This window comes from Caballeronia udeis (assembly GCF_001544555.2).
GTDB lineage: Bacteria > Pseudomonadota > Gammaproteobacteria > Burkholderiales > Burkholderiaceae > Caballeronia > Caballeronia udeis.
Genome location: NZ_FCOK02000004.1, coordinates 39,027 through 56,806, shown reverse-complemented (window position 1 = coordinate 56,806; position 17,780 = coordinate 39,027). Strand labels below are relative to the sequence as shown.

The window sequence follows — 17,780 nt, the reverse complement described above, 5'->3', positions numbered from 1 at the left end:
GACGACCGCTTTGGACAAGCGGCGCCACCATGCCCCGCTTTATCGTTCACTTCCACAACGCGCAACGCGATATGGCCTTGGACCCGAACGCCTGTTCGCCGGGTATGGTCGCGGTGATCGTGTAGAAATCCCACGGCTCCTTGGACTCCGAGGGTGTCTTCACCTGCATCAGGTACATGTCGTGGATCATGGTGCCGTCGGGCCGGATATATCCCTTGGCGTACATGTCGTCGATCTTCATCTTGTGCAGTTGCTCCATCACCTTGGTGCTGTCGGTCGAGCCCGCCGTCTGTACCGCCTTCAGGTAGGTGGTCGCAGCCGAATAGTCGGCGGCCTGCAAGCTGGTCGGCATCTTCTTCATCTTGGCGAAGTAGCGTTGCGCCCATTTGCGCGTCTCGGCATCCTTGTTCCAGTACCAGCTATCGGTCGCCAGAAGACCTTGGGCGGTCTCGAGTCCGATGCTGTGGATGTCGGTGAGGAAAATCAGCAGGGCGGCAATTTTCATCGACTTGTTCAGGCCGAATTCCTTCGCGGCCTTGATCGAGTTGATCGTGTCGCCACCCGCGTTTGCCAGCCCCAGGACCTGTGCCTTCGACGCTTGCGCCTGCAACAGGAACGACGAGAAGTCCGATGCCGACAACGGATGCCGCACCGCTCCCAGCACCTGCCCGCCATTCGCCTTGACGACCTCCGACGTGTTCTTTTCCAGCGCCTTGCCGAACGCATAGTCGGCGGTGAGGAAGTACCAGGTCTTGCCGCCTTGCTTCGTCACGGCCTGGCCGGTGCCGTTGGCCAGCGCGACCGTGTCGTAGGCGTAGTGGACCGTGTAGGGCGTGCATTGCTCGTTGGTCAGGGCGTCGACGCCGGCGCCTACGTTGATGTACGGAATCTTCTTTTCGGCGGCAATCTGGTTGGTCGCAAGCGCGGTAGCTGAATTCGTGCCGCCGATGATCCCGTTGACGCCGTCGCGGTCGATCCACTCGCGCGCCTTTGACGCCGCAATGTCCGCCTTGTTCTGGTGGTCGCCATACAGCAGTTCGATGGGCTTGCCGTTCACCTTGCCACCGAAGTCGTCGATCGCCATGCGGATGGCTTCGAGACCTCCCTGGCCATCGGAGTCGGAGTAGAGCCCTGAAAGGTCCGTAATGAAGCCGAGCTTGACTGAGTCGGCCGCTGCATATGCCGTGCTCGCGGTGAGGCTCAGGATGGCTGCCGTAACGAGGCCGCACGCAGAGCGTCGGGCGAGTGTGTTGTTCATTCACGTCTCCATCGGTTTTTATGGGCGGCGCAAAGGCCACCGCGTATTGCTGTGTATTCTCGATATTCTTGAAGGGCGGCTCGTGCGAGCAATCCGTCAGGATCGAAAATATCCGCTTGAGAGGAATGAAGTCAAGGCTTACAGCACGGCCGTTGCGGCACTACTCGACGTCGTCGTCTTCCGGTGGAGCAGTTTCATGAGTCATCGCGGCGTTTGCCAGCGTTGTAGCTTCCACCGGCGAAGCTTGCTTGCGCTCGCTATAGCGGTCAGTCAGGTAAGACGCACGATCGCGCACGAGCAAAGTGAACTTGACCAGTTCTTCCATGACATCCACTACGCGGTCGTAATACGCGGAGGGTTTCATGCGGCCGTTGTCATCGAACTCCTTATAGGCCATTGCCACCGATGACTGGTTCGGAACCGTCACCATCCGCATCCACCGGCCGAGGACGCGCAACGCGTTTACCGCATTGAACGACTGCGATCCGCCGCTCACCTGCATGACCGCAAGCGTGCGGCCTTGCGTTGGCCGCACGCCGCCGATTTCCAGCGGAATCCAGTCGATCTGGTTCTTGAATACCGAGGTCAGCGTTCCATGCCGTTCCGGGCTGCACCAGACTTGTCCCTCAGACCACGTGGATAACGCGCGTAACTCCGCCACTTTCGGATGATCGGCTGGAACGCTGTCGGTAATCGGCAGACCGTGCGGATCGAAGACTTTCGTCTCGGCGCCGAAGTGGTTAAGGATGCGTTCAGCCTCGAGGGTCAGGAGGCGGCTGTATGACGTGGGGCGCAGTGAACCATACAGCAGCAGAATCCGCGGAGGATGTGTTGCAACGGATTTGGGTGTCAGCTTTTCGACACTCGGAATGTCGATGTGCATGTCACTGATATTAGGCATTCCTGATGACATTAGCGCACCCGGTTGCCTTTGTCATCGATCACGACTTCACCGTCTTCCTTGCTGAACGGTCCTTTCTGCGTCTCGGGCAGGATCTCCAGAAGCAGTTCGGACGGCCGGCATAGACGCGCGCCTAAGGGCGTCAACACGAACGGACGATTGATAAGGACAGGGTGCGCCAGCATGGCGTCCAGCAACTGTTCGTCCGTTAGCGTTGCATCGGCAAGGCCGAGTTCCGCGAACAGCTTCTCTTTCTCCCTGATGGCTTGCCGGACGCTCAGTCCCGCATCCTTGATCATGCTGGTTAGTGTGTCGCGACTGGGCGGCGTCTTGAGGTATTCGATCACTTCCGGTTCAATGCCCGCATTGCGGATCAGCGCCAGGGTATTGCGCGAGGTGCCGCAAGCGGGGTTATGGTAAATCGTGACGGCCATGCTAAATGTCTCCATGAATCGTTAAAGAAGGGCTTTGCTCTGTCAACGCCACTAAGCAACGCCACTGAGCAACGCCGTTCAGCGTGAGCGTTTTGACACCGCGCTTACCGAACACGTGCCGCCTTCGCAGCAGTTTTCGGTAAGGAAGCCAATGAGCCCGCTCATGGCGTCGAAGTTCGCTGAGTAGAAAATGAAGCGTCCATCCTGGCGAGCGTTGACCAGGCCGGCGTGTGACAGGTCTTTCAAGTGAAACGAGAGACCCGACGGTGAGACGCCGAGTTGCTGGGCAATGTCGCCGGCCGCCAGACCCTCGGGTCCGGCCACGACCAGCGCCCGAAAGATTGCGAGGCGCGACTCATGCGCGAGCGCGCCCAGCGCGCGGACAACCATGTTCGGTTTCATGCGGCAAAGCGTACAACAAACGCTTTCACGTTTCAATAATTATTGAAATGTAAACTGAGGCGATGTAAGCATTCGCTCAAGTGACGCGGGCGTTTGCCGTTAAAGGATATAGGCCGGAGGACGCTGTCGGCTTCGGTCGCGTTCGCCAGGCATCGACGCACGCCACCGCTTGGACACTGGTGTGAAATATAAAGGTGAGACGAACATGTTTTCGACGATTAAAGGCCGCCTGGGCATTGCAATGGCGCTTCTGGGTTTGTTGCTGATTGTGATTGGCGGACTGGGGCTTTGGGGAATGAGCCGCGGTAACGACACCACTCGCGGTCTTTTCATGAACCAGATGCCTAGCGCTGTCGCGGCCGGCAACGCGGAAATGTTTACTGCTCGGGAGCGGCTCAGCTTCGATCGTGCGGCCTTGCTGGCCGGCAAGCCCAGCGCGGAGACAGCCATTGAAACCGGGGCAACGATGCGCGCGCGTGCCGACAAGGAGTGGGCGACCTACGCCGCGCTGCCCCAGGGTCAGGGCGAGCACAAACTGGCCGAGGACTTCGAAGCCAAGCGCCTTGAACTCCAGAAGCTGCTGGACGACGGTTACGCCAACGTCAGGGCGAACGACGCAGACAAGATTGTCGCTTCCGCGGAAGCCATGCAAGTTGCGTTCAGGCAGTTGTCCACGATTGGCGACGCGCTCCGCAAGTATCAATTCGACTCCGCGAAGAGCGACTACGACAACTCGCAGGAAGCATTCGGCGACTTCCGGATCGTCAGCATTGCCTCCATTCTGGTTGGCCTGGCGGCGGCCATTTTCTCCTGGCTGTCGCTGCGTCGCTCGATCGGGCGTCCGCTCGACGAAGCGCTTGCGCAGTTCGATGCAATCGCCGCCGGCGACCTCCGCCGTGAACTGATCGTCACCTCGCGCGACGAGATGGGGCAACTGTTGTCAGGTCTCGCGAAGATGCAGGCCAGCCTTGTCAACACGGTACGTACGGTGCGCTCGGGGAGCGAATCGATCGCGACGGCGACCAAGCAGATTGCGGCGGGCAACATCGATTTGTCATCGCGTACGGAAGAGCAGGCGTCGGCGTTGCAGCAAACCGCATCCAGCATGGACGAACTGACCGGCACCGTGAAGCAGAACGCCGATAACGCCCGGCAAGCCAGTTCGCTGGCGGCCAACGCGTCGGAGATCGCGAACAAGGGCAGCACGGTGGTCTCGCAGGTTGTCGTCACCATGGGCGACATCAACCAGAGTTCGACGAAGATCGCCGACATCATCACGATCATCGAAGGGATTGCGTTCCAGACCAATATCCTCGCGCTGAACGCAGCGGTGGAAGCGGCGCGTGCTGGCGAGCAAGGACGGGGTTTCGCAGTGGTCGCCGCCGAGGTTCGCAGCCTCGCGCAACGCTCGTCGGCAGCGGCGAAGGAGATCAAGGAACTGATCAACACATCGGTCTCGCGAGTGCAGACGGGCACGACACTGGTGGGTGACGCCGGGCGCACGATGAATGAAATTATCGGCGCGGTGCAACGCGTGACCGACATCATGGGCGAGATCGCGGCGGCGTCCGCAGAGCAGAGCAGCGGCATTGAACAAGTGGCCCGCGCGGTCACGCAGATGGACGAAGTGACCCAGCAAAATGCAGCGCTGGTGGAAGAAGCCGCGGCTGCGGCGCAATCGCTCGAGGATCAGGCCGGTGCGTTGAAGGAAGCAGTGGCGGTGTTCCAGTTGGACGAGCGCAGTTTTGACATCAGCAAGACGCCGATGAGCGTGAAACCGGCGCGTGCCGCGGCGCATCGTGCGTTGGCGGCGCCGAAGAAACGCGCAATCGCCGGCAATGCGAGTTCGAACCCGAGCCCGGTTGCCGTGGCTGCACCGCTCAAGAGGCCGGCGCTGACCAGCGCGAAGCCGAAGCCGGTTGCATTGGCCGGAGCCGCTGATTGGGAAGCTTTTTAACGAATGGCTTGATTTAGCCGGAGGCCCAGGGAGGCGTTGAATGTTCGCGTCTCCCTGCTGCGTTTTCCGCAGCAATCACGTTCACTTCGCGGGCAACACCGACGGGCTTACGATGTTCAAACAAGCCATGCGGTAGATGCTTACCGCTCTTTGAGCTTTGAAGCATCAAAGCATCGAAACGCAAGGCTGATGCGCGGTCCGTCAACGCCGCTCATTTTCGGTATTCCATGATTGTGCGTGAATTGCGACGCATAGCTCATCACCATCACGCTACCCGCATGCAGATCCACATTGAGCGTACGGCCCTTGCCCGACTTGGCGCGGAGTGTCATGCGACGGGTCGCGCCCAGCGACAGGATCGCAATAGGCGCTCCCGGCACAAGCCCTTGGGTCTTGTCGTTATGAGGCGCGACGCTGTCGTTGCCGTCGCGATACAGATTCAAGCCGACGCTGTTGAACTGCGCGCCGGCAATCATGCGCATCTGCGCGGCCGCCTCTATCAAGGGTTCAGGCAAATCCGGCGCGTCCAGCGAGAAATGCGCCATCAGGCGCGGCACATCGACCTCGCGTTCGTACATCAGGCGGCGCTGGTTGCCCCACGTAACGTTGGCAAGCGCCTGTTCGAACCAGGCCTGTGCAGTGGCTTGTGGGACCACGTCGGGCAGGTAACGAATCCCGCTTTCTGCGTCTTCGACAAGCGTGAGCGGGGTGGCATCGAACAGATCGCTTTGAAACACGGCGATTCCTTTCCTGGCTAATCCGCTGAGAATGGCAGTTCACCCTGAACCGGTTGCGGCTCGGCCACATACGACCCTACCGGCAGCAACGCGGTCACGCGCACGCCGAGCAAACGCAGCCGCCGGTCCAGGGGCACGCGCTTCAGGCATTCCGTGGCGGCGCGGCGAATCTCCGTTGCATCGGCTGTTGGAAACGGGACCGTCAGGTCGCGCGTGACTGTGCTGAAGTCGTTGTAACGCAGCTTGATGCCGACCGTGCGGCCCTCGTACCCCTTGCGCCGCAGGTCGTCGGCCACGCGCGCGCACAGGTCGGTAAACGCCGCCGAGAGTTCCCCGCGATCCTGCCGTGGATGCAGGTCGCGCTCAAAGGTGGTTTCGCGGCTCATCGACTTCGGCTCGGAGCTGACCACGACGGGCCGTTCGTCAAAACCCTGCGCCACTTCCACGAGCCATGCCGAGTAAGTCCGGCCAAAGCGGGCCTGCAGCATCTCGGGGTCGGCACGCGCCAGATCGCCGACTGTTTCAATGCCGATAGCCGCCAGTTTTTCAGTCGCCTTTGGCCCGATGCCATTCACTTTGCGCACAGGCAGCGGCCAGATTCGCAGCGGCATGTCGGCGGCGGTGAGGATCGTCAGGCCGTCGGGTTTGTCGAGTTCAGATCCGATCTTCGCCAGCAGCTTGTTCGGCGCGACGCTGATCGAACACGACAGCCCGGTGGCATTGCGCACAGCCTGCTTGATGCGCGCGGCGGTCTCGGCGGGGTCGCCCGGCAGGTCGGTCAGGTCGATGTAGATTTCATCAATACCGCGGTTCTCGATCTGCGTGGTAAAGGTGCCCACGGCCTCCTTGAAGAGGCGCGAGTAGTGCCGGTATGAATCGAAGTCGGTGGGTAGCAGAATGGCGTCCGGCGCGAGCTGCGCGGCTTTCATCATGCCCATGGCGGAAAACACGCCAAGCGCGCGGGCTTCGTAGGTCGAGGTGGTGACAACACCGCGGCCCGCGTAATCGCGCAACCGCTTGAAGCGCCGCGTGCCGTCCTCCAGGGTCTCAGGCATGGCGTTCCTGCCGCCCCCGATCACGACCGGCTGGCCGCGTAGTTCGGGGTAGCGCAGGAGTTCAACGGACGCATAAAACGCGTCCATGTCCAGATGCGCGATGCGCCGCATGGCCGTCACCGCTGCGCTCCGGCACGCGAGCGCCTCAACGTGATCGATGTGATCAATGCGCGAGAACCGGATCTGCCGACGTTTCCACTGGGAGCGGGCATGATGAAAATAGCTGTATGGATGTACAGTATTTTACATCAAAAGCAGAATCCGAGCGTGGCGGCCCATGTGATGAAAGCGATGGCCGGACTCGGATAACGATCGCCGCCATGACTCACGACGCCGGTATCTTCGCCGCGCGTACGAATTCGACGAAGCGTGCCGCCACCGCGTTCTCGCGGGTCGCCTCCCAGCCCAGCCCGACTTGCCAACGGGCGGCGGCATCGCGCAAGGGCAGAACCCTGGCATCCCGCAACAGGTACTTCGCCCTGGACGGCAGGAATGCAGCGCCGACGCCTGCGGCGACAGCCGCAAGAACGGACTGGATATCATCGGTCTGCTGAATTACCCGGGGCACGAAACCGTGCTCGCTGCACCAGTGGTCTATCTGCGCTGCCAGTCCGGGGCCACTGCTGCGCGCGAGCGCGATCAACCCGGGTTCGTTGAGTTCGTTCAGATTCGACGGAAGCCGCTTCCATCTTGCGTGCTGAGGCACGGCAAGCGCCAATGCCTCGGTGAGCAACGGCAAGCACGATAGCCCCGTGTCGGCCGGCAGGCGGATGAAGCCCACATCGAGCTTCCCCGCGAGAAGGCGGCGGGTTTGCTCGGCTGAAGAAAGATCATTGAGCGTCACGCTGACGTTGGGATTCAGCCTGCGAAATTCCGCTATCAGTTGCGGCGCCAGGGTCAAGGTCGTGAGTCCAAGACCGACGCGTAAATATCCACGCTTTCCACTGCTGGCTTCGCGCGCCCGTGCGAGCAGTTCGTCCGCATCGCGTACCAGTGTTTGCGCATCCGCAAGGAACCCGGCGCCGAATGAAGTCAGTTCGGCGCCATGCCTGCCGCGTTCAAAAAGCCGCGCACCCAATGAGTCTTCCAAGGCCGCGACCTGCTTGCTGAGGGCAGGTTGAGTGACATTGAGCGCTTCGGCAGCACGGCCGAAATGACGGAGTTCAGTCACCGTCAGGAAGGCGCGCAGAAGTCTAAATTCCATTCCAATGAGTTATTGAATATGTCGAATGATTCATTTTACTTATTGAAGGCCAGGCAGTCCAATGGACTCTTCAACAAGTTCTTCAGTCAGGCGGTGAACGACATGTCTTTATCTTCGTTTTCCCCATTCCAGGTTGCGACGGTCCCGCTTATCTCGCTGCGCGGGAATGCGTCGCAGAACGTTGCGAACGTGTCGGCGTGGCTCGGGGAGGCTGCGGTTCAAGAAATCTCACTGGTTGTTTTTCCTGAGGCCAGCCTTGCCGGATACGGCGATACCCTGAACGTTCGTCTGCGCGACCTTGCAACGCTCGCCGAGCCGCTCGACGGGCGTTCAATCGATGAAGTCGCTAACGCAGTAGAGCGCACCGGCGTTGCCGCGGGCGTCGGATTTATCGAGCAGGCACCGGACGGCACCTTGTTCAACAGCTATGTGGTTTGCATGCCGGGAGGCGTGCGTTGTTGTCATCGCAAACTGCAGGCGGTTGAACATCCGGGTATTGAGCGCGGGGAGCAGTACACCGTCGTGGATACGAATTGGGGTGTTCGTATCGGCATACTGATTGGCGCTGACAATTATCTGATCGAGAACGTTCGCATGACGGCCATGATGGGCGCGACCTTACTTGTTGCGCCGCATCGGACGTATGGATCGGACGGACATGGAGAGCCTTCGTTACAGCGGCTTTCTCCGGTGCAGCGATCTCGCGCGCAAGCCGCAGAGAACGTGGGATCAACGGACTGGCTGCGGCGGTCATTGACCGCGCGAGCGTCCGACAACGGAATGTTCGTAGTCTTTAGCAATGGATCGGACACGGGCAGCCATCAGAACGGCATGATCATCGATCCGGGCGGGCGAGTGCTGGCCGAGCACGGTTCCTCATCAAGCCCCATGGTTTCCGCAAGCGTGGATCCCGGGCTGATAGCGGGAAGCGTCGGCCAGCAATGCCTGGCGGCCCGCCGCTCTGACAGTGACAGGCCGCTCAACCGCTCGATGCTGCCGCACGGCAACGCGTTTGCGGAACGCAGCAGGACCGCATCAAAAGGTGCGATTGCACTGAGCTTCGCTCAGGTCAGCCGCAGCCGCCAGACTTAGCGTTGCGCGCGGTCAATGTTCCCCGTGGGCTTCGCCGATCGCGTCCAGTTCAGCGAGCACCGCGTCCGGCAAAGTCAATTCTGCCGCCTGCATGTTTTCCCGCAGATGCGTGAGCGACGACGTGCCCGGGATCAGCAGAATGTTCGGCGCGCGATGCAGCAGCCAGGCGAGCGCCACCTGCATGGGTGTCGCGCCGATCGTTTGGGCGACCGTTGAGAGCACGGAGGATTGAATCGGCGTGAACCCGCCGAGCGGAAAGAACGGCACGTACGCAATGCCCTGACTCGCCAGGTCGTCGATCAGCGTGTCGTCGTCCCGATGGACCAGGTTGTAATGGTTCTGAACGCAGACAATCTCCACGATGCCCTGCGCCTCGGCGATCTGGGCCGCGGTCACGTTACTCAGTCCGATGTGGCGCACAAGTCCCTCGCGCTGAAGTTCGGCAAGCGCCGTGACCTGCTTTTCAATCGATCCTTCCGCAGGGGCGTGGATGTTCCCCATGATCCGCACGTTGACCACGTCGAGCACGTCCAGGCCGAGATTGCGCAGGTTGTCGTGGACGCCGCGCCTGAGATCTTCCGGTTCCATCGCCGGCAGCCATGAGGCGTCTTCACCCCGGACGGCGCCCACCTTGGTGACGAGCACAAGGTCGTCCCGGTACGGATGAAGCGCTTCGCGAATGATCTGATTGGTGATGTGCGGCCCGTAGAAATCGCTTGTATCGATGTGATCGACACCCGACTCCACCGCTTCGCGCAGAACGGCGACCGCCGCATCATGATCCTTCGGCGGCCCGAATACGCCGGGTCCGGCCAGTTGCATGGCGCCGTAGCCCAGACGGTGCACCGGTCGGTGACCAAGCGGAAATGTGTTGATGGTTGACTTCGACATGACACTCTCCTTGATGAACGTGGCGCCAGTATGGAGACGATTGCGCTGTTCGATAATCCGGTCTAAATTGCACGGGTTGTTAAAAAAAGTGAACAGTGACCATGGAACTGAATGATCTGGCCGCGTTTGTTTCGGTCGCTCGCGCCGGCGGTTTTCGCGACGCCGCCCGGATCAGCGGCGTCTCCGCGTCAAGTCTCAGCATTGCCGTGCGCCGCCTGGAGGCGAAGCTCGGCCTGCGCTTGCTCAACCGGACCACGCGCAGCGTGGCCCCGACCGAACCAGGTTCGCGTCTCATCGAAAAGCTGACGCCGTTGTTCGGCGAGATGGAAGCTGCACTGGATGTCCTGAATGGTTTCAGGGACACGCCAAGCGGCACGCTGAAACTCAACGTGCCGTCGAGCGCTGCGCGGATCGTGCTGCCCGGGGTTATCGCGCCGTTCCTGAAAGCGTACCCCGACATTCGCGTGGAAGTCGTGGTCGAGGATGGGTTCGTCGACGTGCTGTCGATCGGCTGTGACGCGGGCATTCGTTATGACGAAAGGCTCGAGCAGGACATGATCGCCATTCCGATCGGGCCGCGTGTGCAGCGTTTCGCGACCGCTGCGGCACCGGGCTATCTTGATACGCACGGCAGACCCGAGCACCCTCGCGAACTGCTTTCTCACGCATGTTTGCGTGGTCAGTTTTCCGGCGGCGCGAAGCCTACGTGGGATTTCGAGCGGGGCGGGGAGGTGGTGCGGCTGGACCCTACGGGGCCGCTGCTGGTCAGGCCCGGCGCGGCAATGGACCTTGCAATCAGCATGGCCGTGGAGGGTGTCGGCGTGATTCACCTGTTCGAGGGAATGCTGCGCCCGCACCTCGATAGCGGCGCGCTGGAGCCCATCCTCGAGCCCTGGTGGCCGCGCTTTTCCGGGCCATTTCTCTACTATCCGGGGCGCCGCCACCTGCCCGCACCGTTGCGCGTCTTTATCGATTTCGTGAAGGCGGCTGATTTATCTCGATGCGATGGGGGGCCGTTGAAGTAGGCCCTCTTGGGTAAAACGAGGATTTGCAGACTTGTTTCGCGAAAGGAGCACGCCAACGGACGCGTCGGACACAACCCTTCAAGGGCAGGATACGGCGGCGGACGGTCGGTTGCACCTGCCCTCGCCGCACCACATGCTGGCTGGAAACTGCAGGGAACGGCGTTCCACGTCAGCCTCCTTGGTCAGCGAGCTTGACGCCAAGTATTTTCGCTTCGCTTTCTCGTGCACGAAGCGCGACAGGTGGGCGCACTTCGGGCACCAGGAGCCGTTGAGCACGATGGCAGGCGTCGTTGACCAGGCGTGCCCCCGTTCGCACAGCCACTGCATTTTGTGACGCATCGAAACGTAGATCTCCGACAAACATTCGCCACCACGGCCACGTTTCAGCGCCTGCATGTCTGCCAATGTGTACCAGAGGCGGCCGCTACAGAATGGGCACCAACGCTTGGCAAGTTGGCCAGGCGCCATCTGCCAGACGTGTCCGTCGCGCACTGCCACTCAAGTCGCGTATTCGTACCCGCATAGGACTCAGACAGGCAGCGTCCGCCGTGCGTGGCGGCGATTTCGTGCATTCGGCCTATACCTGTGCGGAGGCGCTCGTGCATACAGTAAGGATACCTGTGATCCTGCACGCTGTTGGCGGACGATTCCCACTCGTGACCACTGGCACAGCGCCATCGTAACGGGCGACGCTGGTCGACATACACCTCGGACAGACGTTGACCACCGCGGCTTTCGGCGATCTCCTGCATCTTGCCGATCGTGCCGCGCCGGCTTGCGTACAGGCATTGCGGACACCAATGCCCGACTCGGACCAGAGCGGGCTGCGCTTTCCATCGATGTCCGGATGCGCACTCGAACAGCAGGGGCGTAGTCCCATTCACATATTTCGATGCGAGGCAGCGGCCACCGCGTTCTTCGGCTACGCGACGGACCTCGGTCAGCGGCACGCGAGGGCATTCCCGCGAACAGATACCGCACCATGTCCCGCTCTTCACGCTACTTGGGATCGCCAGCCAGCGATGTCCCTCGGCACATTCCCATTCCAGATGCGTATCGGTATTCACAAAGTGCAGCGACAGACACCTGCCCTTGTGCCCTGCAGCGATGACATGCATTTCGCCAATCGTGAGCCTCGCATTCGACGTACGTTTTGCAGGCTGCGTCGCAGTCGCGATGTCAACATGTTCCGGGTTTTTCGCGCTCTCTGCCTGGTAGCTATCATTGCGTTTCATCATCTGATTCTTCTGGATTCAGCGGCCAGGCAATGTCCGCTAGTGCGGTCTATCGGCGCCTGACGTGTCGAGGGCTGACGAAGGCCGGCCTTTAGCCGCGGTGGGGTTGAAGGTCAACCGGGACGAGTCCAGTCGTGACGCGTCAGATTGTGTGCCGCTTGGCTGGGACGTATGCCGCTTCACCGTGTTCAGGTTCCCACGCATGCCCGCCCAACACCACCCACATGTCGAAGATCTGCGCGTGGCTGGATGCGCCAGGCATCGTGCGCCTTGAGGGGGAGCGCGCGCCGAAGAGGGCGTTGAGGAGCTTTGAAAAGGTGATCATGCGGTGCGTGCTCCTTGCGAGAGGGTGACCGGAACAGGGGCCTGTGGCGTTGCGAGGAAATTCATAGCGAGCCAGTCAGGGTGACGTCGGGCAGCGGCGTGACGGCGTGTTTGGCGGCTTCAAGTGCTGCTTTAGGTAGCTGCGGTGGGTTGGCGGACGTGTTTGCGTTCGCCGCGCGCGCCGGTTTGTCGATGAACATGCGGTTCGGTAGGACAAATCCCTTCAACGCGAGCAGTTCAAGTGGCCCCTTGCCGACGTCAGTGCGCATCAGATAACTCAACGGGTAAGTCAGGTTTGCGGGCGCCGCGGTGAGGGGTTCCTGGGTGACAAGGCTATCGAGTGAGGAGTGCTCGATCGATGTGCTCAGGTCCTCCGCTGACCTGTTCCAGTCGTCACCCGCTCGATGCAGAGGCTTTTGCGCAGTCGACGAGGCGGCGATCGGCGATGTTGCAGCAGCCACGCGCATCATCCGGGTATCAGGCGCTGCTTGCCACGTAAGCTGGAATGTCGCGCTGTCCACAGGCTCGACCTTCGCTCGTTCCAGCATCCGCACGAGCGCCCAACGGCCGCCGAATTCGAAGTTCTTGTTCATGCCCGCCTGCTCGGTCTGCCATTGCAAGCGCGTGCCCTTGGTTTCGGGATCGTTCGATGGCCAGACCAGGCCCTGCCATGTCTCACGCTGGTTGTAGTAGTGGAGTTTTTGCGCGTCGATCGTCAGTACGGTGTCGGTGATTCCCGGTGTCGGAATCGGTTTGAAGTCGAAGCCTGCTGTTGCAGTGCGAGCAACGCTTGTAGACGGGCGGCGGGATCGGGTGCGGACTTGAGCGTTTGAATTGTCTGCCGGGCTTCGGACAAGCTGAGGCCGTTCGTCATGCCGGAGATCAGCATGCCTGTGGTCCATAGGCCAATGATCGTCAGGGCTACGGTAGAAAACACCGTTACCGGATGCCAGCCCATGCGTCGACCGCGTTGCCTGCGGGCGATCGTCGCGAGGTGAGGCCATAGCGGCAGATCGACTGTGGTGGGCGCGTTCGGATCGGCAACTGCCCCTGCATCAACGGCAAGCGGAAACGGTGCAAAGAACGCACCGCTTACGGGCTGATGTCGGGCCTCGCGATTTGCCAGCGATGCGATCAACGCGGCGAGTGGCGCGCTACGCGTATCGAGTCGCTCCGACAACCTCGCGGCGTATTGGTCTTTGTAGCTTCGAATCAATTGCCCGACGCTCATATGCCCAATACGACTACGCAACTCAAGCAAGGTTGATTCGATCGAACGCTCGTTGGCATCGGGTGCGAATTCGCAACCTAGTAATGCTGTTCGTCCATCGTTGAGTTTATCGGTCTCCGCAACGTCGAGCACGTAGACCGGCGCGGACCAGTGCAGCACGTTGGCAATGCGTGCGAGCGTCACGCTGTGAGAGCCCATCCCTTGACGCTGAGGAAATGAATCAACCGTGTCGTCAAGGGTCAGGATTACGGCGTCAATTGGGCGATTACGGCGCACGGCGTAGAGTTGGCGAAGCCAGCCTTCGTCCAGCCGACCGTCAGAGGAGGCCTTGTTCCATAACAACACGGCATCTTGAGTGACGAGCCAGCCGTTTTGAGCCAGATCCGGCATAGCGCGACTGATGTTTGTCTCGCCGCCTGTCAACAAAAGCCACGATTGGCGGTAGCGCCAGCGAATCCCGTTCTCCGCGCGCAAGTAAGCGCGCAGCGCGCTCAGACCGGTTTCTGTCGGTTTTGCCGCACTCGGCGACTTTGCCAGCGCACCTTGTGTGGTGCCGGCCATCTCAGGTTCTCGGACGTGCAGCCATCTCGCGAGGTTACGCGCGGCACTGCTTAATCTCGCTCGATTGTCGAATGCGAATAAGAAAGCAAATGCCATTGCGCAAATGGCGATGCCAGCGATCCAGTTGCTCCGCGCTTCCGGCGTCGTGACTCCAATCTCTTTGCCCCACACAAGGATGAAAAGACCGACGACCAGAGCCAGCGCCGTTATGCTCAGTACGTCTAGGGACAGTTTTTTCATTGCGATGCTTTCTTCTAAAGTCTGAGCGAACCTCCTATGTTTAGGTGGTCCCGCGAACCGATATTTCTGAGGCACATGTACGCTTACGCATCACACTTCCATATACAAGATGTACTGAGAAGGAAGGAAGCGCGAACTCGGATGGCAAAGACATAAGCAGATGTCGTCGCTGAGCGCCGCTTCGCGTCCATCCGGAGAGGTCATTGAATGGCGAGGTTCGACACACACGATTCGTCCGATCGTCTTGCACACGGGACATGCCACGGGGTGACCTTCGTAAGCTTGTTCTCGATCTCCTAGCATGTCGGTCGAATCGCCATTCAGTATGGTTGCCCCCGTGGTTGTCTTATCTCCCTGCACAAGGTCGTAGCGCTTTGTCATGATGGTGCAACTCCTGTGATTGCTAAAATCGGGTATCAACATGCCGCCACGCACGTCCAACCAGCCTTATACCGATGGTTCAGCTAAGGTCGAAGATGTTGGCTCATTCGCCACCGTAGAGTGAACGAGCACTGCACAGTCGAACGTGTGCTCCGAACCAGCAAATACCATCTGCCTCGGCTCATTACCAGACAAAGATTTCGCGGCGCACGCGACCGCTAGCCAAGGAGCAGCAGCGCCTGCGAAACCGATCGACTGGTCCATCTTGGTCGCATTGTTCCGTAGACCGAGCAAGCCGCTTTCCGAAACAACTTGTCCCCACTGCGTCGCATCGAAACCAGTCTCCCAAATACCCTTAATCTCCGCCGCTACGGCACCGGCCCATTTCAGTGCAGGCCGCAAGACTTCGTTTGCTTGACCAAATCCGCCACGAACCGGTCGATGAAGATTTGCCGTCGAGATCAACGCGTGCCTAGTCGCCGCGAATTGGGGCAAAAGGAGCAGCGCGACAGCCGCTTCTGCGGAGCCGGGCGATGGCGACTTGCTTTGAAGAACATTCAATTGAATGGCAACGATCAGTCGAGCTTTGGTCTCAGCCGTTTCAATTGTCCGATCCAGCCAGCGGTCAAGCATCATGAGATCGACTTCGGAATCGTTGATTGCAATATCGGCCCGACGCAAACCGAACTCCTCCCATTTGTCATTCCAAAGGCCGTCCCGCTCTTCAATGGAAAGTAGACTGGAGACGACGAAATGAATGTCAAGCGAGATTCTTTGAGGCAGCGCCTTAATGGTCTTGGAGATGTCTCCAATTAATTCTCCGAAGAGCCACTTCGCGACCTCGATGTGCCGTTTCTTGTCAGCCGTTAGGGGACCCGCTGCAAGCTTGACCGAAGGCACGATCAGCCACCGTGCATGGACCGGAGATGCTGCCTGCGCGATCGCGGCCTGCGAAACAAGCTTCGTTGACTAATTGCGAATTCCGTCCAGTGCGTTATCTTTACGATCGCACGAAAAGCGATATGCCGCAGCGAGGACAGCGAATGGCTTGCTGGCTGCGTCGAAAACGCTTTGGTTGTATGCGCCAACAACATCGTTCTTGGCTTGAACGTCTAGCTTGCTCGCCTCGTATGCGCTAAATCTACGCGACACGATGAAGGTCGCAAGCGCGGTAGGAAGAACGACGAGCGTCGTCCAGAACTGCCAGTCATTAGTCGGCACGTGTTTCGGCCATAGCAGCACTGTCGCCGCACCTCCCGCGGCAAGCAGTACGACGAACGCAATGCTCCACATGAGCTTTGAGGGCGGAATTGCCGGTTCTGGTTCTTCCCCTGGCAATTGTTGATGGTCAACTGGCATGCCTAGCTATTTTAAAATCCGTTCGGACGGGGCCGCAGCGTGCGTGAAACTACATCCCATAATGCTATCGCTTCGTTTTCGGATATCGATGCATGGCTTTGTTCCGCATCCAGTTTAGTGTTCGGGGACGTTCCCCCGTTATGCAGATTCAATGTAACTAGTGGAGTAAGTGCGCTTCCCGTGAGCGAGTTACCCTCCAAATTGAAGATGTTTCCCAACACTCCGCGCGGCATAGTGCCCGAGATCAGCCATTCTTCCGCGGGCAACGCACCTTGAAGGCTAACGACTCCCTTTCGCAGAGTTCGACCACCTGGTGTCGCATTGAGCATGCGCTCGATCTCTTGACCTCGCTGTAAAAGCGAGTCGGTCTCCTTAATTCCGGAGTCAGCCGTAACGTTAATAGTGACATCTGGATGATCTTGTAGAACAAAGAAGTTCTGCACGCGTTCTGAATCAGTAGCACCGCCCGGCAAAAATCCACCTAAAAAGCAGACACCTGGCTCAGATGGGGTCTCATTGTCGGGGCGACCCCGAACGCGCGCCAACATGGCAACCAAAGCCTGTGTCTTTTCTTGCACATTGCTTTTTATTGGATTGTTTTTATACAAAGGATGTTCTTTGAAGACAGAGTTGGTCCAATCAAAAGCGTTAGTCCAAAGCTTGATTAAATATCCACGATCCCATTTGTAGGCTTCGATGAGTCGCGTGCCGTCACTTAGGGAATTCGGGTCTCCAAGCGAGATGAAGTATTTCGAACCCTTTAGGCCTGCCTCGCCCTCTGCATACAGGTATTTGTATTTGCTTTTGGTCTTTCTGATTGAGTTTTCTCGATTGTCAAGGAATTTTTCAGAAAGCTCCTGCGACATCGGCTGAGCATCGAATTCAACACCTTGGATTTTCGCGCGTCCTGATGTTGATGCCCGTGTCGGAATCGACACCACGAAGCGGCCGATGCAGCGTGAGGTCAGCTCAACATTTATCGGATCAATTGTTGTCATTTCGTCTCGAAGATTTAATTTGGAAAAGCTCGTGCTAACCAACGCGGCGCTGAGGGCGAAACTCAGAAGCGAGCGCCTTATTGTTATTGCTAACACTCTTGATACTCCAATGCCGTGCCTCTTACACCACCTACTAATTTTGTAATCGCCCAGAGCGCGAACAATTGCTGCGTCTGCTTTTTGTAAGCACCTTCATGGTCCACATCGGGGAAAGCGAGACAAATTTGAACCCCTCGCTTGCCGGCAGGGGCCCTACCGGATCGAACTGGTACAGTCCCGTCACCATTCTCGTTAGCAGCTTGCAGAACAAACTTCGCCGATGCGGAGCTTTTGTTATGCACGTCAAGAATGGTGTACGAGCCGGTTCCGATTCCCGTCCCCGGCGGCTGCTCTAGAAGATCAGGGAACGCAGTTTTGGAGGTTCTTGATCCGAAAAAACGAGGTAACTTTCGCTTCCATACAACATCGCCCCAAGTTGCGTGACTTGGGTCATCT

At 59.3% G+C, this 17,780-nt stretch carries 19 protein-coding genes and 1 pseudogene; 4 read left to right on the top strand and 16 right to left on the bottom strand.

The annotated features are described in order from the left end of the window. Positions 1 to 46: 46 nt before the first annotated feature. From AWB69_RS04515 to AWB69_RS04500, 4 genes are all read right to left on the bottom strand, one after another. Positions 47 to 1,258 (bottom strand): ABC transporter substrate-binding protein, encoded by a 1,212-nt coding sequence (locus tag AWB69_RS04515; protein WP_062082623.1) that lies wholly within the window; start codon positions 1,256 to 1,258, stop codon positions 47 to 49. Positions 1,259 to 1,418: 160 nt separating this feature from the next. After that, complete coding sequence (gene arsH / locus AWB69_RS04510; protein ID WP_062082620.1) at positions 1,419 to 2,171, bottom strand: arsenical resistance protein ArsH; 753 nt, start codon at positions 2,169 to 2,171, stop codon at positions 1,419 to 1,421. Further along, positions 2,171 to 2,593: an arsenate reductase (glutaredoxin) gene (arsC, locus tag AWB69_RS04505; protein WP_062082618.1), complete on the bottom strand. Its 423-nt coding sequence runs from the start codon at positions 2,591 to 2,593 to the stop codon at positions 2,171 to 2,173. Before arsC ends, arsH begins: the two co-directional genes overlap by 1 nt. Before the next feature lie 78 nt (positions 2,594 to 2,671). Beyond that, on the bottom strand, positions 2,672 to 2,995 hold the full coding sequence (locus AWB69_RS04500; protein ID WP_062082616.1) for an ArsR/SmtB family transcription factor: 324 nt from the start codon (positions 2,993 to 2,995) through the stop codon (positions 2,672 to 2,674). 205 nt (positions 2,996 to 3,200) lie between these two features. Here AWB69_RS04500 and AWB69_RS04495 point away from each other — a divergent pair, with 205 nt between their 5' ends. After that, positions 3,201 to 4,952: a methyl-accepting chemotaxis protein gene (locus AWB69_RS04495; RefSeq protein WP_062082614.1), complete on the top strand. Its 1,752-nt coding sequence runs from the start codon at positions 3,201 to 3,203 to the stop codon at positions 4,950 to 4,952. A 140-nt stretch (positions 4,953 to 5,092) separates the two neighbouring features. Here the strand turns inward: AWB69_RS04495 and AWB69_RS04490 are convergent, their stop codons facing one another. Both AWB69_RS04490 and dinB read right to left on the bottom strand, forming a co-directional pair. Then, entirely contained in the window at positions 5,093 to 5,689 is a 597-nt protein-coding gene (locus tag AWB69_RS04490) for an alpha-ketoglutarate-dependent dioxygenase AlkB family protein (RefSeq protein ID WP_197500163.1), read from the bottom strand. Positions 5,690 to 5,706: 17 nt separating this feature from the next. Next, positions 5,707 to 6,855: a DNA polymerase IV gene (gene dinB / locus AWB69_RS04485; protein WP_062082610.1), complete on the bottom strand. Its 1,149-nt coding sequence runs from the start codon at positions 6,853 to 6,855 to the stop codon at positions 5,707 to 5,709. A 39-nt stretch (positions 6,856 to 6,894) separates the two neighbouring features. Here dinB and AWB69_RS04480 point away from each other — a divergent pair, with 39 nt between their 5' ends. Further along, on the top strand, positions 6,895 to 7,053 hold the full coding sequence (locus AWB69_RS04480) for a hypothetical protein (protein ID WP_156528736.1): 159 nt from the start codon (positions 6,895 to 6,897) through the stop codon (positions 7,051 to 7,053). 16 nt (positions 7,054 to 7,069) lie between these two features. Here AWB69_RS04480 and AWB69_RS04475 read toward each other — a convergent pair whose 3' ends face one another. Beyond that, positions 7,070 to 7,948 (bottom strand): LysR family transcriptional regulator, encoded by an 879-nt coding sequence (locus tag AWB69_RS04475; protein WP_062082606.1) that lies wholly within the window; start codon positions 7,946 to 7,948, stop codon positions 7,070 to 7,072. A 102-nt stretch (positions 7,949 to 8,050) separates the two neighbouring features. Here AWB69_RS04475 and AWB69_RS04470 point away from each other — a divergent pair, with 102 nt between their 5' ends. Beyond that, positions 8,051 to 9,040, top strand: coding sequence for a nitrilase-related carbon-nitrogen hydrolase (locus AWB69_RS04470; protein ID WP_062082932.1), 990 nt, complete (start codon positions 8,051 to 8,053; stop codon positions 9,038 to 9,040). Between the two features lie 12 nt (positions 9,041 to 9,052). Here AWB69_RS04470 and AWB69_RS04465 read toward each other — a convergent pair whose 3' ends face one another. Then, positions 9,053 to 9,931: an aldo/keto reductase family oxidoreductase gene (locus AWB69_RS04465; protein WP_062082604.1), complete on the bottom strand. Its 879-nt coding sequence runs from the start codon at positions 9,929 to 9,931 to the stop codon at positions 9,053 to 9,055. Positions 9,932 to 10,032: 101 nt separating this feature from the next. Between AWB69_RS04465 and AWB69_RS04460 the strand changes: the two genes are divergently transcribed. Next, on the top strand, positions 10,033 to 10,956 hold the full coding sequence (locus tag AWB69_RS04460) for a LysR family transcriptional regulator (RefSeq protein WP_062082601.1): 924 nt from the start codon (positions 10,033 to 10,035) through the stop codon (positions 10,954 to 10,956). A 383-nt stretch (positions 10,957 to 11,339) separates the two neighbouring features. Here the strand turns inward: AWB69_RS04460 and AWB69_RS04450 are convergent, their stop codons facing one another. The 8 genes and pseudogenes from AWB69_RS04450 to AWB69_RS04420 all read right to left on the bottom strand — a co-directional run bounded on the left by AWB69_RS04450 (position 11,340) and on the right by AWB69_RS04420 (position 17,285). Further along, positions 11,340 to 12,194: a hypothetical protein gene (locus AWB69_RS04450; RefSeq protein ID WP_062082596.1), complete on the bottom strand. Its 855-nt coding sequence runs from the start codon at positions 12,192 to 12,194 to the stop codon at positions 11,340 to 11,342. 139 nt (positions 12,195 to 12,333) lie between these two features. Further along, positions 12,334 to 12,516, bottom strand: coding sequence for a hypothetical protein (locus AWB69_RS04445; protein ID WP_062082594.1), 183 nt, complete (start codon positions 12,514 to 12,516; stop codon positions 12,334 to 12,336). A gap of 61 nt (positions 12,517 to 12,577) precedes the next feature. After that, positions 12,578 to 13,279 (bottom strand): annotated as a pseudogene (locus AWB69_RS04440) (type VI secretion IcmF C-terminal domain-containing protein); the annotation flags it as partial. Beyond that, a complete protein-coding gene (locus AWB69_RS49175; protein WP_062082590.1) occupies positions 13,231 to 14,547 on the bottom strand; it encodes a hypothetical protein in 1,317 nt (438 codons plus the stop codon). The pseudogene AWB69_RS04440 and the gene AWB69_RS49175, both read right to left, overlap by 49 nt. A 90-nt stretch (positions 14,548 to 14,637) precedes the next feature. Next, positions 14,638 to 14,928 (bottom strand): PAAR domain-containing protein, encoded by a 291-nt coding sequence (locus tag AWB69_RS45525; protein ID WP_075643861.1) that lies wholly within the window; start codon positions 14,926 to 14,928, stop codon positions 14,638 to 14,640. Positions 14,929 to 14,994: 66 nt separating this feature from the next. Beyond that, positions 14,995 to 15,828 (bottom strand): hypothetical protein, encoded by an 834-nt coding sequence (locus tag AWB69_RS04430; protein ID WP_062082588.1) that lies wholly within the window; start codon positions 15,826 to 15,828, stop codon positions 14,995 to 14,997. A 69-nt stretch (positions 15,829 to 15,897) separates the two neighbouring features. Then, complete coding sequence (locus tag AWB69_RS04425; protein WP_062082586.1) at positions 15,898 to 16,221, bottom strand: hypothetical protein; 324 nt, start codon at positions 16,219 to 16,221, stop codon at positions 15,898 to 15,900. Positions 16,222 to 16,298: 77 nt separating this feature from the next. Next, positions 16,299 to 17,285: a T6SS immunity protein Tli4 family protein gene (locus AWB69_RS04420; protein ID WP_062082583.1), complete on the bottom strand. Its 987-nt coding sequence runs from the start codon at positions 17,283 to 17,285 to the stop codon at positions 16,299 to 16,301. Positions 17,286 to 17,780 lie beyond the last annotated feature (495 nt).

What these genes read in the sequence shown, in the direction of transcription:
- AWB69_RS04450 (WP_062082596.1), bottom strand. Translation starts at nt 12,194, where the DNA reads ATGATGAAACGCAATGATAGCTACCAGGCAGAGAGCGCGAAAAACCCG.
- dinB (WP_062082610.1), bottom strand. Translation starts at nt 6,855, where the DNA reads ATGCGGCGCATCGCGCATCTGGACATGGACGCGTTTTATGCGTCCGTT.
- AWB69_RS04425 (WP_062082586.1), bottom strand. Translation starts at nt 16,221, where the DNA reads ATGTGGAGCATTGCGTTCGTCGTACTGCTTGCCGCGGGAGGTGCGGCG.
- AWB69_RS04460 (WP_062082601.1), top strand. Translation starts at nt 10,033, where the DNA reads ATGGAACTGAATGATCTGGCCGCGTTTGTTTCGGTCGCTCGCGCCGGC.
- AWB69_RS04475 (WP_062082606.1), bottom strand. Translation starts at nt 7,948, where the DNA reads ATGGAATTTAGACTTCTGCGCGCCTTCCTGACGGTGACTGAACTCCGT.
- AWB69_RS49175 (WP_062082590.1), bottom strand. Translation starts at nt 14,547, where the DNA reads ATGAAAAAACTGTCCCTAGACGTACTGAGCATAACGGCGCTGGCTCTG.
- AWB69_RS04420 (WP_062082583.1), bottom strand. Translation starts at nt 17,285, where the DNA reads ATGACAACAATTGATCCGATAAATGTTGAGCTGACCTCACGCTGCATC.
- AWB69_RS04515 (WP_062082623.1), bottom strand. Translation starts at nt 1,258, where the DNA reads ATGAACAACACACTCGCCCGACGCTCTGCGTGCGGCCTCGTTACGGCA.
- AWB69_RS04500 (WP_062082616.1), bottom strand. Translation starts at nt 2,995, where the DNA reads ATGAAACCGAACATGGTTGTCCGCGCGCTGGGCGCGCTCGCGCATGAG.
- AWB69_RS04470 (WP_062082932.1), top strand. Translation starts at nt 8,051, where the DNA reads ATGTCTTTATCTTCGTTTTCCCCATTCCAGGTTGCGACGGTCCCGCTT.
- AWB69_RS45525 (WP_075643861.1), bottom strand. Translation starts at nt 14,928, where the DNA reads ATGACAAAGCGCTACGACCTTGTGCAGGGAGATAAGACAACCACGGGG.
- arsC (WP_062082618.1), bottom strand. Translation starts at nt 2,593, where the DNA reads ATGGCCGTCACGATTTACCATAACCCCGCTTGCGGCACCTCGCGCAAT.
- AWB69_RS04445 (WP_062082594.1), bottom strand. Translation starts at nt 12,516, where the DNA reads ATGATCACCTTTTCAAAGCTCCTCAACGCCCTCTTCGGCGCGCGCTCC.
- arsH (WP_062082620.1), bottom strand. Translation starts at nt 2,171, where the DNA reads ATGTCATCAGGAATGCCTAATATCAGTGACATGCACATCGACATTCCG.
- AWB69_RS04495 (WP_062082614.1), top strand. Translation starts at nt 3,201, where the DNA reads ATGTTTTCGACGATTAAAGGCCGCCTGGGCATTGCAATGGCGCTTCTG.
- AWB69_RS04465 (WP_062082604.1), bottom strand. Translation starts at nt 9,931, where the DNA reads ATGTCGAAGTCAACCATCAACACATTTCCGCTTGGTCACCGACCGGTG.